The 12,405-nt window shown below is 69.8% G+C and carries 15 protein-coding genes; 7 read left to right on the forward strand and 8 right to left on the reverse strand.

The features are described from left to right. Positions 1–12: 12 nt before the first annotated feature. Entirely contained in the window at positions 13–1,491 is a 1,479-nt protein-coding gene (gene pdxR, locus ACWDZ4_RS09935; protein WP_451507908.1) for a MocR-like pyridoxine biosynthesis transcription factor PdxR, read from the reverse strand. A gap of 47 nt (positions 1,492–1,538) precedes the next feature. Between pdxR and ACWDZ4_RS09940 the strand changes: the two genes are divergently transcribed. Next, positions 1,539–2,033: a carboxymuconolactone decarboxylase family protein gene (locus ACWDZ4_RS09940; protein ID WP_451507909.1), complete on the forward strand. Its 495-nt coding sequence runs from the start codon at positions 1,539–1,541 to the stop codon at positions 2,031–2,033. Positions 2,034–2,089: 56 nt separating this feature from the next. On the opposite strand, the gene ACWDZ4_RS09945 is transcribed toward ACWDZ4_RS09940, so the two are convergent. Then, on the reverse strand, positions 2,090–2,452 hold the full coding sequence (locus ACWDZ4_RS09945; protein WP_093801177.1) for an arsenate reductase family protein: 363 nt from the start codon (positions 2,450–2,452) through the stop codon (positions 2,090–2,092). 120 nt (positions 2,453–2,572) lie between these two features. Here ACWDZ4_RS09945 and ACWDZ4_RS09950 point away from each other — a divergent pair, with 120 nt between their 5' ends. Beyond that, complete coding sequence (locus ACWDZ4_RS09950) at positions 2,573–2,839, forward strand: hypothetical protein (RefSeq protein WP_451507910.1); 267 nt, start codon at positions 2,573–2,575, stop codon at positions 2,837–2,839. Between the two features lie 171 nt (positions 2,840–3,010). On the opposite strand, the gene ACWDZ4_RS09955 is transcribed toward ACWDZ4_RS09950, so the two are convergent. Beyond that, the gene (locus tag ACWDZ4_RS09955) at positions 3,011–3,409 is read right to left on the reverse strand and encodes a hypothetical protein (protein ID WP_451507911.1); all 399 of its coding nucleotides are present in this window, start codon (positions 3,407–3,409) and stop codon (positions 3,011–3,013) included. A 275-nt stretch (positions 3,410–3,684) separates the two neighbouring features. On the opposite strand from ACWDZ4_RS09955, the gene ACWDZ4_RS09960 reads away from it, so the two are divergent. From ACWDZ4_RS09960 to ACWDZ4_RS09975, 4 genes are read left to right on the forward strand one after another with little or no spacing between them, the layout of a single operon-like run. Further along, complete coding sequence (locus ACWDZ4_RS09960) at positions 3,685–3,990, forward strand: hypothetical protein (protein WP_451507912.1); 306 nt, start codon at positions 3,685–3,687, stop codon at positions 3,988–3,990. 44 nt (positions 3,991–4,034) lie between these two features. Then, positions 4,035–5,297 carry a hypothetical protein gene (locus tag ACWDZ4_RS09965; RefSeq protein WP_451507913.1) on the forward strand — a complete coding sequence of 421 codons (1,263 nt, stop codon included), beginning with the start codon at positions 4,035–4,037 and terminating at the stop codon, positions 5,295–5,297. Next, complete coding sequence (locus tag ACWDZ4_RS09970) at positions 5,294–6,034, forward strand: hypothetical protein (protein ID WP_451507914.1); 741 nt, start codon at positions 5,294–5,296, stop codon at positions 6,032–6,034. The genes ACWDZ4_RS09965 and ACWDZ4_RS09970 overlap by 4 nt, the downstream gene beginning before the upstream one ends. 14 nt (positions 6,035–6,048) lie before the next feature. Next, on the forward strand, positions 6,049–6,663 hold the full coding sequence (locus tag ACWDZ4_RS09975; RefSeq protein ID WP_451507915.1) for a hypothetical protein: 615 nt from the start codon (positions 6,049–6,051) through the stop codon (positions 6,661–6,663). A 372-nt stretch (positions 6,664–7,035) separates the two neighbouring features. On the opposite strand, the gene glnA is transcribed toward ACWDZ4_RS09975, so the two are convergent. Then, a complete protein-coding gene (gene glnA, locus ACWDZ4_RS09980) occupies positions 7,036–8,445 on the reverse strand; it encodes a type I glutamate--ammonia ligase (protein ID WP_451507916.1) in 1,410 nt (469 codons plus the stop codon). A gap of 197 nt (positions 8,446–8,642) precedes the next feature. Here glnA and ACWDZ4_RS09985 point away from each other — a divergent pair, with 197 nt between their 5' ends. Beyond that, on the forward strand, positions 8,643–9,110 hold the full coding sequence (locus ACWDZ4_RS09985) for an RDD family protein (protein WP_451507917.1): 468 nt from the start codon (positions 8,643–8,645) through the stop codon (positions 9,108–9,110). A gap of 127 nt (positions 9,111–9,237) precedes the next feature. On the opposite strand, the gene ACWDZ4_RS09990 is transcribed toward ACWDZ4_RS09985, so the two are convergent. From ACWDZ4_RS09990 to lipB, 4 genes are all read right to left on the reverse strand, one after another. Then, entirely contained in the window at positions 9,238–9,942 is a 705-nt protein-coding gene (locus ACWDZ4_RS09990; RefSeq protein WP_451507918.1) for a DUF4191 domain-containing protein, read from the reverse strand. A 10-nt stretch (positions 9,943–9,952) separates the two neighbouring features. After that, positions 9,953–10,189 (reverse strand): SCO2195 family GlnR-regulated protein, encoded by a 237-nt coding sequence (locus ACWDZ4_RS09995; protein ID WP_451507919.1) that lies wholly within the window; start codon positions 10,187–10,189, stop codon positions 9,953–9,955. A gap of 273 nt (positions 10,190–10,462) precedes the next feature. Next, positions 10,463–11,428: a lipoyl synthase gene (gene lipA / locus ACWDZ4_RS10000; protein WP_451507920.1), complete on the reverse strand. Its 966-nt coding sequence runs from the start codon at positions 11,426–11,428 to the stop codon at positions 10,463–10,465. A gap of 112 nt (positions 11,429–11,540) precedes the next feature. Further along, positions 11,541–12,338 (reverse strand): lipoyl(octanoyl) transferase LipB, encoded by a 798-nt coding sequence (gene lipB / locus ACWDZ4_RS10005; RefSeq protein WP_451507921.1) that lies wholly within the window; start codon positions 12,336–12,338, stop codon positions 11,541–11,543. Positions 12,339–12,405: the final 67 nt, after the last annotated feature.

Below are 12,405 nucleotides of genomic sequence, written 5' to 3' on the forward strand. Positions count from 1 at the left end.
GGTTCAGACGTATCAGGCGGGCGGCAGCGCCCGGCACAGCGCGTCCAGCGCCCCCGCGTACAGGTGCTCGGGCGGCGTCGAGTAACCCACGACCAGCCCGTCGCGCCCGCCACCGGCCCCGGCACCGCCCCCAGCGCTGTCCCCGCAACCGCCTCCCGCACCCGCCCCGCATTCGCTCCCGCTCCCCGGATGCCGGTAGCCGGAAAGCCCCTCCACCGCCAGCCCCTGCCACGCCGCCGCCTTCACCACCGCCCGCTCGGTGCCGGGCGGCAGTTCGAGCACGGCGTGCAGCCCCGCCGCGATCCCCGTCACGCGCACGTGCGGCGCACGCTCGGCCAGCACCGCGACCAGCCGGTCGCGCCTGCGCCGGTGACGCTGTCGCATCCTGCGCACATGACGGTCGTACGCGCCCGACGCGACGAAGTCCGCCAGCGTCAGCTGCTCCGTCGCGCTCGACCACTGCTCGCGCTCGCCCTTCGCCGCCGCGACGTCGTCCACGAGCCGTTCCGGCAGCACCATCCAGCCGATCCGCAGGGTGGGGGAGAGGCTCTTGCTGACCGACCCGATCAGCACCACGTGGTCCGGATCGAGCCCCTGCACCGCGCCCACCGGCTGCCGGTCGTAACGGAACTCACCGTCGTAGTCGTCCTCCAGGACCAGCCCGCCCGTCGCCCGCGCCCAGTCCACGACGGCCGCGCGCCGCTCCGGACGCAGCGGCCCGCCCGTCGGGAACTGGTGCGCGGGAGTGAGCAGTACGGCCCCCGGCCCGGCCGGTCCGGCCAGCCCGTCCACCCTGGCCCCGCCGTCGTCGACCCCGACCGGCACGGTACGCACCCCCTCGCCGGCCAGCAGCGCGCGGTGGAACGGCAGCCCGTACTCCTCCACCGCCCATGTCCCGCCCACCACCTGCGCCAGCAGCCGCAGCGCGTGCGCGGCCCCCGAGCACAGCACGATCCGCCCGGTGTCCGCCCGTACCCCGCGCACCCGCGCCAGATACTCCGCCAGCGCCTGCCGCAGCTCCGCTCTGCCCCGTGGATCACCGGGCCCGAAGGCGTCGTGGGGCGCGGCGGTCAGCGCCCGGCGGGCCGAAGCGAGCCAGGCGCTGCGCGGGAACACGGAAGGGTCCGGTCTCCCCTGGACCAGGTCGTACGCCGGGCGGGTGGTCCGCGCCGGAGTGCGGGCCCGCCGCACGGGCGCGGCCGGCTCCGCCCGCTGCGCGACCCGGGTGCCGGACCCCTGCCTGGCCGTCAGCCAGCCCTCCGCCACCAGTTCGGCATAGGCGTCGGCGACGGTATTGCGGGCGAGCCCGAGGTCGGCGGCGAGGGAACGGTACGGCGGCAACCGCGTCCCCGGAACGAGCCGCCCGCTGCGCACCGCTTCACGCAGCGCCCGCATGAGCACGGCACGCCGGCTGCCGGGACCCGCCTTCTCCAGCTCCAGGTGCAGATCACTGCCGAGCCCCTCCGCGGAATTGACCCATGGTCTCGCCACTCGAATGCACCCCTTCTCCGGTCGCCTGCGCTCGTAGATTCGTATCCATGACGACGACAGAGATCAACCGGAACCCCTCCGCCCCTTCCTCCGCCCGCCTCAACTTCGCCAAGGCGGCGCCCAAGGCGTTCAGAGCGGTGATCGGCCTCGACGCCGCCGCCCGCGAGGGCCTCGACCCGACGCTCGTGGAGCTGGTGCAGATCCGCTCCTCGCACCTCAACCACTGCGCGTACTGCCTGCACATGCACACCTCCGACGCGCGCAAGGCGGGCGAGAGCGAGGAGCGGCTGCACATGGTCGCGGTGTGGAAGGAGGCCGCGCACTTCTTCACCGCGAAGGAGCAGGCCGCCCTGGCCCTCACGGACGCGGTGACGCTGATCGCGGACGGCGGGCTGCCGGACGACGTGTACGCACGGGCGTCCGCCCACTTCGACGACAAGGAACTGGCCCAGCTCCTGGCCCTGATCCTCACGATCAACACCTGGAACCGCATCGCACTGGCGACGGCGAAGATCGCGGGCGAGGACGAACGCGTCTCCTGACCCGGCCGGCGGTGAGGTCCCGGTGAGGTCCCGTACCCGTACGCCGGCCCGGGACCTCACCGCCGCGACATGGCGTCCCGTACCGCCTCGTCCGTACGGGCCACCACGGCCGTACCGTCCTCGGCCGTGATGATCGGCCGCTGGATCAGCTTCGGATGCTCCGAGAGCGCCGCGATCCACCGGTCCCGCGAACCGGCGTCCCGCGCCCACTCCCCGAGCCCCAGCTCCTTCGCAGCGGCCTCCTGCGTGCGCGTGATGTCCCACGGCTCCAGCCCGAGCCGCTCCAGCACCGCACGGATCTCGTCCTGCGTCGGTACGTCCTCGAGGTAGCGGCGCACCGTGTACTGCGCCCCCTCCTCGTCCAGCAGCCGCACCGCGCCGCGGCATTTCGAGCAGGCGGGATTGATCCAGATCTCCATGGCCCCCACCGTATCTTCCAGCACTCGCCAAACAAGGTCTGGCCAGGGCCGATTGTCAGTGCCGGACAGTAAAATGGAGGCAGTCAGAGAGGGTTCCCGAGCGCCCCCAGGAGGACGCCCATGGCCGCAGCCGCACTGCTTCCGCTCGCTCCGCAAGCCCTGTCGAAGACCCCACTGCCGGCCGGGCGGCCGCGCGCGTGGTACGAGACCCACAACCGCCGCCTCAAGGCGATGCGCCTCGCCATCGCGCTGCTCGACACGGGTGTGTACCACCCGGCGCAGGCGTCCGACGACGAGATACGCACCATGGCGGAGCTCGTCGGGATCCACCCGCCGTCGGACACGACCTGCCGGATGGTGCGCGCTCTGATCCGCTACGGCCGCTGACCCGGGAACGACCGAGGGCCGTCACCCCCGCGCGACGCGGAGGTGACGGCCCTCAGGGCGTGATCTCGTGATCTCTGGAGGTCGAAGCACAACTCGAAAAACCCTCTGAGCTGCAGGGTTACCCTTCTGACGGGCAGGCGGGCCCCGTACGCCGGGAGATGTCTGAGCACGCTACCGGGCGGCTTTGGCGCACGACGAGTCGCTGCCGGGGGTGACCCTGATGCGGGCGTCCTCCAGACGGATGCCCGCCTTTTGGCTGGCGGCCGGGTCCCGGAACTCGACCCGGTCACCGGACTGCCCGAAGACCACCACCGGACTGTCGTGGGGAGGCGGGGTTCCGTAGTACGGCGCTTCGCGAGAGGTCGGCTCCACGCACGCGTACTCGGCGCTGACGCCGAAGTGCTCCGGGATGCCGCGGCCGACCGCGGTGAGCGCGCGGGTCTCCGCGCCACTGCTCGCCGCCGTGTGGAGGGTGAGCAGGCTGAACGCCATGCCCATGCCCAGGGTCACCGTGGGCGCCCAGGACAGCCACGGCCCCCGGACCCGCAGGGAGGAGGCGAGGAATCGCATCCACCCCGGGTGTGCCGGGCGGCCGTGCGCAGCTGCCGCTGCCGCAGCGGCAAGCTGTTGGCCGCTCGCCCCGACCCGCGCTCCGGGGAGCAGCGCGGCGCTCGTAGTGCTCCGCGACACGGCCTGAACCCGGTGGTCGCCCCCGAGCCGCAGCCGTGATGCGCATCAGATGCAGGGGCTTGCGGTGTGTTTGCCGCTCCATGGCATGATCGGTCCATCCAATTGCCGTTGTCGCTTGCAGATGCGACCGTCGATACGCGAACGGGGAGACCCGCGTGGGGGACCACTTCAGGACCGACATTGATCAGCTCGCCACTTTCACCAAAGACCTCGAGGGAGCCCATGACTCCCTCGAGCAGGTGCGGACCGCCCTCCAGCATGTACGGGCCGACCAGATCGGGACACCGGAGCTGGACGAGGCGTGCGACGCGTTCCAGGAGCGCTGGAAGTACGGCAACGAGCAGATCAAGGAGCGCATCGGCAAGCTCACCGAAGGTCTCCAGAAAAATACGGACAACTACCGCGAAGTAGAGAACTCCCTGGAGGAGAGCTTCAAGCGTGCCGCGGCTGCGGGGAAGTGATCACGATGGCACAGAATCCGTATGTGCACCTCGGGTGGAATCCCGTGCCGGGGCAGCCTGGCGAAGTCGAGAAGCTGCGCACCCAGCTCACCCGTTCGGCCGACGCGCTGCAGACCGCGTATCAGAAGATCGACAAGCTGCTCGGCGAGTCCAGCTTCTGGGAGGGCGACGCCGCCGTGGGCTTCCGCGAGGCCCTCGACGGCGACCTGCCGAAGTACATGAAGGACGCCCACAAGTCCCTGACCCTGGCCGCCGGTCACCTCGGCACCTGGCACGGCGGCCTGACCAGCCGCAGGGAGCTGGCGCACAAGTACGACGTCGAGGCGGCCGACCACAAGGGCGACCTGAAGACCGCCAACTCCCGGCACGAGAAGGCCAAGCAGGACCCGGACCTGAAGCTCGCGGGGCAGACGTTCGCCGAAGGCCCGGAGCTGGAGGCCGCCCAGGCGCGTCTGAACGGGGCCACCGCCCGTCTCAACGACGCCGTCACCGCGGTCAACAACGCGCAGGGCGCCCTGGACGAGTTGATGCGCAAGGCGCGGGAGCTGGAGGGGACGCACGAGGCGGAGGCGCGGGACCTCGCGACGAAGCTCAAGGACTCCACGAAGGATCTGGCGCCCGAGGAGCCGGGGTGGCTGAGCAAGGCGCTCAGCTGGATCGGGGACAACCTCACCAACATTCTCAGTGTTCTGGCCGCGGTGGCGGGGGTGCTCGCACTGCTGTGCACGGGGCCTTTCGGCATTGCGATGCTGCTCGCTGCCGGTGCGTTGAGCCTGGCCACCATGGGGTCCCGGCTTGCCGATCCGAAGGTGCGGGCCTCGCTCAAGGACGGGTTCACGAAGGGCGAGTTCGACGCGGACTTCTGGGAGAACTCCGTGGGGCTCGTCGGTGACGCGCTGGGGGCGGTGCCGGGAGTGGGCGCCGTGAGCCGCGGCCTCAATGGTGCGGTCCAGTCGACGAGGTTCGCGTCCGAAGCCGTGAGCGCCGGGCAGTTCCTCGGCCGGTTCGCCGACGACACCGTCACGGCTGCCGGCCGGATCTCGGCCGCGGGTTCTTACAACCCCGTCGGAGACTTGGTGGCGCAGGCAGCAGGGGGCAGCCAGGCGGTCAGGGTGGGCATGGACTATGTCTCGCCGGTCGCGGGTGTGATGACCTCCGGCTACGGACTGGCCGCCGAGAACATCGACGCCTTGAAGAGCGATGCCGGCAAGAACACCGCCACCGGGGTCGACGCGGCCCGCGCGGGCCTGTTCGACGGCCCCGGTGCCGTCTCGGTCATCGGCAACGTTGCGCGGGCACTGCGATGACACAAGAAGCCCCCGAGAACCCGATCCGCCTGGTCATCGACGACACGGCCAGAGATCCGAGCTCGAAGATCTGGTACGCACTACCTGGCGGATACTTCAACGTCCCCATCGACGCTCTCGACCCCGAACCGGGCTCGGAGCAGGAGACGCACCTTGAGCAGGCGCTGGCGTCGATCCTCGAGCTTGCCCCCGAGGACCAGCGTGACCGGTACACGGGCGCCCTGCGGGACGTTCGGTTCATGGCCGGCCAGATGCGGAGCGAAGGTGTCATCGCCTGCTCGCTCGGTATGCACTACGCGGACGACGGGTCTTCTGCGTCGTCCGTGTTCACGGTGGCGCTCAGAGACATCGACTGGGCCCCGGCCAGGATCACGGCGGTTCGCGCGGTCTCCCTGCGCGAATCCGCTGAGAACGTGGGGTTGTTGACGCTTCCGGGAGGTCGTCCGGCGGCCGTCTCCGACACCATGATCACCATGCCCGCCCTGGAGGAGGTGCCCAGCCAGGACGTCTACCAGTGCAATCTCTACATCCCGGCTCCCTCGGGTACGCAGCTGGGCGTCCTGACGCTGAGCACCACGGCCGTGGGCTCCCGGAAGCATTACCGCGACATGATGCAGGGCATCGCGCACACGGTGTCCTTCCACGATCCCATGCCGGAGATCGAGCGCGCTGCACGTGGTGACAAGGCCGACGGCGCGGGCAGCATCGCGGACGACATCGCCTCCGACTTCGGCTGACCCGGGATGTGCGAGTGACCATGAACGTGAACAAGCAGGGCTTCGACGGCCCGGTGGCGTGGGACACACCGGGTGCCCGACGTGCTTTCCGCCGCTGGACGCTGCGTCACCTGGCCAAGTCGCTCGGTTGGGTGGGGCTGTGGTGGGGGACGGTGTACCTCACGCTCCTGCTGCCCGTGGCGGCCGCGGTTCCCATGGTGCTGGTCCTTTTGGTGATCGGAATCCCGGCACTCCTGGCCGTCGGCCGGCTCAGTACGGGGTGGCGGATGCGGCGCATCCTCGCTGTCTACCCCTGGCGTCAGCAGTCCGGCGCCGTCCGGATCACCCAGGGCAAAAACGCGCTCTTCGTGCTGCCCGACCCCGACAGCCCCGAGAAGACGGTGTCGCTGAAGGTGGCCGCCGGTCTGTTCCGGACCTGGAGCCACGCAGCCTTGAAGGACTACGACGACGAACTCTGGTACGCCGGTGACCCACGCTTCGCCTGCGTGGTCGCCAAGCCCGGCCCGCGGAGCTTGAGCTGTCTCGCCCAGCCCACCGCCTACCACCCCCGCACCTCCCCCCGCCGCAAAGGTCTGAGCCCCGAAGCCCGCCGTCGCGCCCGGGCCATCGGTGCGCGCGTCGCCGACTGACGCGGCCCGACGGCCCCGGCTCAGGCGAAATCCAGCTCCCCGTAAGCCCGTTCGTCTGCGAGCACAACCCATCCCTGGGCTTGATCCGCTTTGGCGGACATCCGGGATCAGGGACCCGGCCCGTTACGGGGAGACGAAGAAGGCTGCCGCCGTACGAAGGAGCCCGGTAAGCCGGCGAGGGCTGCTACCCCGATTACGGGTAGCAGCCCTCGCGGTGGTGACCGACGTCAAGCCGGAGAAGTGGCCGGGCGGTGCGCACCCGGTGCGCAAGGGGGCGGAGAGCAAGCGGTGACAGTGAGAACTACTGAGAAGAGTTTTCGCAGGTCACGTCCTGTTTGCAGGGCTTCCGCCCAGGTCGCCCGACGCTGCCTCTTAGAGGTCGAAGTACAGCTCGAACTCGTGCGGGTGCGGACGGAGCTGGATCGGGGCGATCTCGTTCACGCGCTTGTAGTCGACCCACGTCTCGATCAGGTCGGGGGTGAAGACACCGCCGGCCAGCAGGTAGTCGTGGTCCGCCTCCAGCGCGTCGAGGACGGCCGGGAGCGAGGTCGGGACCTGCTGGACGTTCGCGTGCTCCTCGGGAGCCAGCTCGTACAGGTCCTTGTCGATCGGCTCGGCCGGCTCGATCTTGTTCTTCACGCCGTCCAGGCCCGCCATCAGCAGCGCGGAGAAGGCGAGGTACGGGTTCGAGGACGGGTCCGGGGCGCGGAACTCGACGCGCTTGGCCTTCGGGTTCGAGCCCGTGATCGGGATGCGCATGGCCGCCGAGCGGTTGCGCTGCGAGTAGACCATGTTGACCGGGGCCTCGAAGCCGGGCACCAGGCGGTGGTAGGAGTTCACCGTCGGGTTGGTGAAGGCCAGGAGCGACGGGGCGTGCTTGAGGATGCCGCCGATGTAGTACCGCGCCATGTCCGAGAGGCCCGCGTAACCCTGCTCGTCGTAGAAGAGCGGGTTGCCGCCGGACCACAGCGACTGGTGGACGTGCATGCCCGAGCCGTTGTCGCCGAAGATCGGCTTCGGCATGAAGGTCGCGGTCTTGCCGTTGCGCCAGGCGACGTTCTTCACGATGTACTTGAAGAGCATCAGGTCGTCGGCCGCGGCGAGCAGCGTGTTGAACTTGTAGTTGATCTCGGCCTGGCCGGCCGTGCCGACCTCGTGGTGCTGGCGCTCGACCTGGAGGCCGTTCTTGTCCAGCTCCAGGGAGATCTCGGCGCGCAGGTCGGCGAAGTGGTCGACCGGCGGGGTGGGGAAGTAGCCGCCCTTGTAGCGGACCTTGTAGCCGCGGTTGTTCTCGACCGCACCGGTGTTCCAGGCGCCGGCCTCGGAGTCGATGTGGTAGAAGGACTCGTTCGCGGAGGTCTGGAAGCGGACGTTGTCGAACACGTAGAACTCGGCCTCCGGGCCGAAGTACGCCGTGTCGGCGATGCCGGTGGAGGCCAGGTACGCCTCGGCCTTCTTCGCCACGTTCCGCGGGTCACGGCTGTACTGCTCGCCCGTGATCGGGTCGTGGATGAAGAAGTTGATGTTGACCGTCTTGTCCTTGCGGAACGGGTCCATGCGTGCCGTCGACAGGTCCGCACGGAGCGCCATGTCGGACTCGTGGATGGCCTGGAAACCGCGGATCGACGATCCGTCGAAGGCCAGCTCCTCGGTCGGGTCGAACGCCGCAGCCGGGATCGTGAAGTGCTGCATCACTCCGGGCAGGTCGCAGAACCGGACGTCGACGAACTTGACGTCATTGTCGGCGAGAAACTTCTTCGCTTCGTCGGCGTTCTGGAACATCCAACTCCTCCTACTCCCACCCGGTGGGGATGGGGTTGCAGCTCTCCGTGCGGCCAGTGCGGTGGCACACGCTGGACCCGACCATAGGCAGGCCGGATTTCTCAAGCATGACCCATTTGTTTCGCCCAAGTTAACCGGACCGGCTCCGGACGGCCCCGGCCTCCAGGGTACGAAAGCGGGCGCAGTACCGTGGACGGGTGGACAACAGGCAAGCAATGGGATCGTGGCTCTCCGGGCCGGGCGAAGCCGTCAAGCAGATGGGTGGCGACACCGGGTACCGCGGCGAGCGGCTCGGACTGCCGGAGCACGGGCCGGGCGCCGTCGCCCCGCTCGGCCGGCGCTTCGGCGCCCTCTTCGTCGACTGGGCGCTCTGCATGCTGATCGCATACGGGTTGCTCACCGGGGGTGACGCGCAGGCGTCGGGCAACTGGGCGCTGGGCGTGCTGCTCGTCCTGAGCGTGCTCACCGTCGGCACGATCGGCTCCACCCCCGGCAAGCGCCTCTTCGGTCTGCGCGTCGTCGCCGAGAACGGGGGCCGTCTCGGCTTCGGCCGGACGTTCGTCCGCAGCGCGCTCCTGTGCCTCGCGATCCCGGCCCTGGTCTGGGACCGCGACGGCCGGGGCCTGCACGACCGCCTCGCGCGCGCCGTCCAGGTCCGGCTCTGATGTGCCCGTAGGCCCGTAGGGGCAGACGAGGGAAGGGCGGCCCGGAACCTCTCGGTTCCGGGCCGCCCTTCGGCGTATGTCCGTATGTCCTGATGCTTCTGGCGTGGTACGGGAGCGGGGAAGGCGCTCAGCGCATCTTTCCGCCGCGCGGCATCCGCATCCCCTTGGGCATGGGCCCCTTCGGCAGCGGCATGTTCGACATCAGGTCGCCCATCGCGCGCAGCCGGTCGTTGGCCGTCGTCACCTGGGGGCCGGTCAGGACGCGCGGCAGCTTGAGCATCGTGGTGCGCAGCTTCTTCAGCGGCACCTGACCCTCGTCGTTGCCGACCATGATGTCGTGGACCGGTACGTCCATCACGATCCGCGCCATCTTCTTCTTCTCGGCCGCCAGCAGGCCCTTGAGCCGGTTCGGGTTGCCCTCGGCCACCAGGACGATGCCGGCCTTGCCGACCGCCCGGTGCACGACGTCCTGGTTGCGGTTCATCGCCACCGCCGGAGTCGTCGACCAGCCCCGGCCGACGTTCTGCAGTACGGAGGCCGCAGCGCCCGGCTGCCCCTCCATCTGCCCGAACGCCGCTCGCTCGGCACGGCGTCCGAAGACGATCGCCATCGCGAGGAAAGCCAGCAGGAAGCCAAGAATGCCCAGGTAGACCGGGTGATCGATCAAGAAGCCGATCGCGAGGAAGACACCGAAGGTGACGATGCCCACAGCCGCGACGACAAGACCCACCTTCGAGTCGGCCCGACGGGTCATCTTGTAGGTCAGGGCGATCTGCTTGAGTCGCCCGGGGTTCGCAGTGTCCGCGTTGTCTGCGCGTTCCTTCCTCGCCATGCCCTGAAGTTTACGTTGCCCGGGAAGTACGGGCCGCCCCGGCCTCCAGTACGCGCTCGGCCTCGACCCTGTCCCTGGCCCTGCGCCGGTCCTCGAGCACCGACGTCCAGGCGTTGCGGCGGGCGGTGCGCTGTCCACCGCCCATCAGGAGCGACTCGACGGCGCGCAGGGCGGTGGTGACGGACGGGATGGCGGTGACGTGGGTGACTGGCGTCGTCGCTGCGTGGACGGGCGTCGCGGCCGGCATGGTGGGGATCCCCCTCGGGAGCGGTGACTCGGGAACGGGCGGGATGTGCGGGTGCGCGTGCGGACGCAGGCGCGGGTGCTGGAGTGCAGCTGTGTGTAAGCCTAGGGTCACTGATTGGTGTTACCAGCGCATGGCCGGGCGGTCAAACGCCCGTGAATCCTCGACGCGTACGTCCGGGGCACGGATACGGCCCGTACACTCCCCCGACCTGCGGGGACTGTACGGGCCGCGTCGCCCTGGCCACTACTGGCCGGTAACCGTTTGTGCCTGGATTCACACAGTGGGGGCGGCGGACAGGGCGCCGCGCCGCTCCATCGCCTGGCCGAAGAGCCGGCCCGCGCGGTACGAGGAACGGACCAGCGGCCCGGACATCACACCGGAGTAGCCGATCTCCTCGGCCTCCTCCTTCAGCTCCACGAACTCGTGCGGCTTCACCCAGCGCTCGACCGGGTGGTGGCGCGGGGAGGGGCGCAGGTACTGCGTGATCGTGATGAGCTCGCAGCCCGCGTCGTACAGGTCCTGGAGCGCCTGGCTGACCTCTTCGCGCTCCTCGCCCATGCCCAGGATGAGGTTCGACTTGGTGACCAGGCCCGCCTCGCGGGCGCGCGTGATCACTTCGAGGGAGCGCTCGTAGCGGAAGCCGGGGCGGATGCGCTTGAAGATGCGCGGCACCGTCTCGACGTTGTGCGCGAGCACCTCGGGGCGGGACGAGAAGACCTCGGCCAGCTGCTCGGGGACCGCGTTGAAGTCGGGGATGAGGAGTTCGACCTTGGTGCGGCCCTCCGCGCGCTCCGACGTCATCGCGTGGATCTGGCGCACGGTCTCCGCGTACAGCCAGGCGCCGCCGTCCTCCAGGTCGTCGCGCGCGACGCCGGTGATGGTGGCGTAGTTCAGGTCCATCGTGACGACGGACTCGCCCACGCGGCGCGGCTCGTCCAGGTCGAGCGCGGCGGGCTTGCCCGTGTCGATCTGGCAGAAGTCACAGCGCCGGGTGCACTGATCACCGCCGATGAGGAAGGTGGCCTCGCGGTCCTCCCAGCACTCGTAGATGTTCGGACAGCCGGCCTCCTGGCACACCGTGTGCAGTCCTTCGCCCTTCACCAGGGCCTGCATCTTGGTGTACTCGGGGCCCATCTTCGCCCGGGTCTTGATCCACTCGGGCTTGCGCTCGATGGGGGTCTGGCTGTTCCGGACCTCCAGGCGCAGCATCTTGCGTCCGTCGGGTGCGACTGCGGACACGTCCGGCTCCCTACGACTTCGATTCTTCGGCGCCCACCAGGGTACGCCCGATATTTGTACGGGGATTACGTCCCGCCAACCTGTGGCCGGAGGCACGCATTCCCGGGGCGTCCTAGGCGGAGGCCTTCTCGATGATCCGGGGGGCCGGATCCGCGTTCTCCAGTACGTCCCGCAGGTGCTTCTCGACGACCGGCAGCACCTCGTCGACGGTGACGTCCCGGCCGAGCTCGCCCGCGAGCGAGGCGACGCCCGCGTCGCGGATGCCGCACGGCACGATCCGGTCGAACCAGGTGTTGTCCGGGTTCACGTTCAGCGCGAAACCGTGCATCGTGACGCCCTTGGCGACGCGGATGCCGATGGCGGCGAGCTTGCGGTCCTCGCGGCGCTGGCCGGCGTTGGACGGGGCGTACTCGGGACCGTTCAGCCGCGGGTCGAACTCCTCGTCCTGGAGCCTCGGGTCGAAGTCCAGGGAGAGCCCGCCGGGCGCCGGGCGCTGCTCCACCGGGTCGCCGAGCACCCAGACGCCGCTGCGGCCCTCGACCCGGGACGTCCCGACGCCGAACTCCGCGCACGTACGGATCAGGGCGTCCTCCAGGCGGCGCACGTGCGCCACCACGTCGACCGGACGCGGCAGCTTCATGATCGGGTAGCCGACGAGCTGGCCGGGGCCGTGCCAGGTGATCTTGCCGCCGCGGTCCACGTCCACCACGGGCGTGCCGTCCAGCGGCCGCTCACTGTCCGCCGTACGCCGCCCCGCCGTGTAGACGGGCGGGTGCTCGAGGAGCAGGCACGTGTCCGGGATCTCGTCCGCGAACCGTGCGGCGTGCACCTCGCGCTGCTTCTGCCAGGCCTCCCGGTACTCGACCGCTTCCTCGCCGAACCCCAGTCGGACAAACCGCAGCTCACTCACGGCAACGCCTCCTTAGAACCTTCACCGTGCACGTATCGCGCCCCGGCCACTGTACGGCCGTGACGGT

This window comes from Streptomyces sp. NPDC003016 (assembly GCF_053591455.1).

What these genes read in the sequence shown, in the direction of transcription:
- ACWDZ4_RS09940 (WP_451507909.1), top strand. Translation starts at nt 1,539, where the DNA reads ATGACGACGACAGAGATCAACCGGAACCCCTCCGCCCCTTCCTCCGCC.
- ACWDZ4_RS09945 (WP_093801177.1), bottom strand. Translation starts at nt 2,452, where the DNA reads ATGGAGATCTGGATCAATCCCGCCTGCTCGAAATGCCGCGGCGCGGTG.
- ACWDZ4_RS09950 (WP_451507910.1), top strand. Translation starts at nt 2,573, where the DNA reads ATGGCCGCAGCCGCACTGCTTCCGCTCGCTCCGCAAGCCCTGTCGAAG.
- ACWDZ4_RS09955 (WP_451507911.1), bottom strand. Translation starts at nt 3,409, where the DNA reads ATGCGATTCCTCGCCTCCTCCCTGCGGGTCCGGGGGCCGTGGCTGTCC.
- ACWDZ4_RS09970 (WP_451507914.1), top strand. Translation starts at nt 5,294, where the DNA reads ATGACACAAGAAGCCCCCGAGAACCCGATCCGCCTGGTCATCGACGAC.
- glnA (WP_451507916.1), bottom strand. Translation starts at nt 8,445, where the DNA reads ATGTTCCAGAACGCCGACGAAGCGAAGAAGTTTCTCGCCGACAATGAC.
- ACWDZ4_RS09990 (WP_451507918.1), bottom strand. Translation starts at nt 9,942, where the DNA reads ATGGCGAGGAAGGAACGCGCAGACAACGCGGACACTGCGAACCCCGGG.
- ACWDZ4_RS09995 (WP_451507919.1), bottom strand. Translation starts at nt 10,189, where the DNA reads ATGCCGGCCGCGACGCCCGTCCACGCAGCGACGACGCCAGTCACCCAC.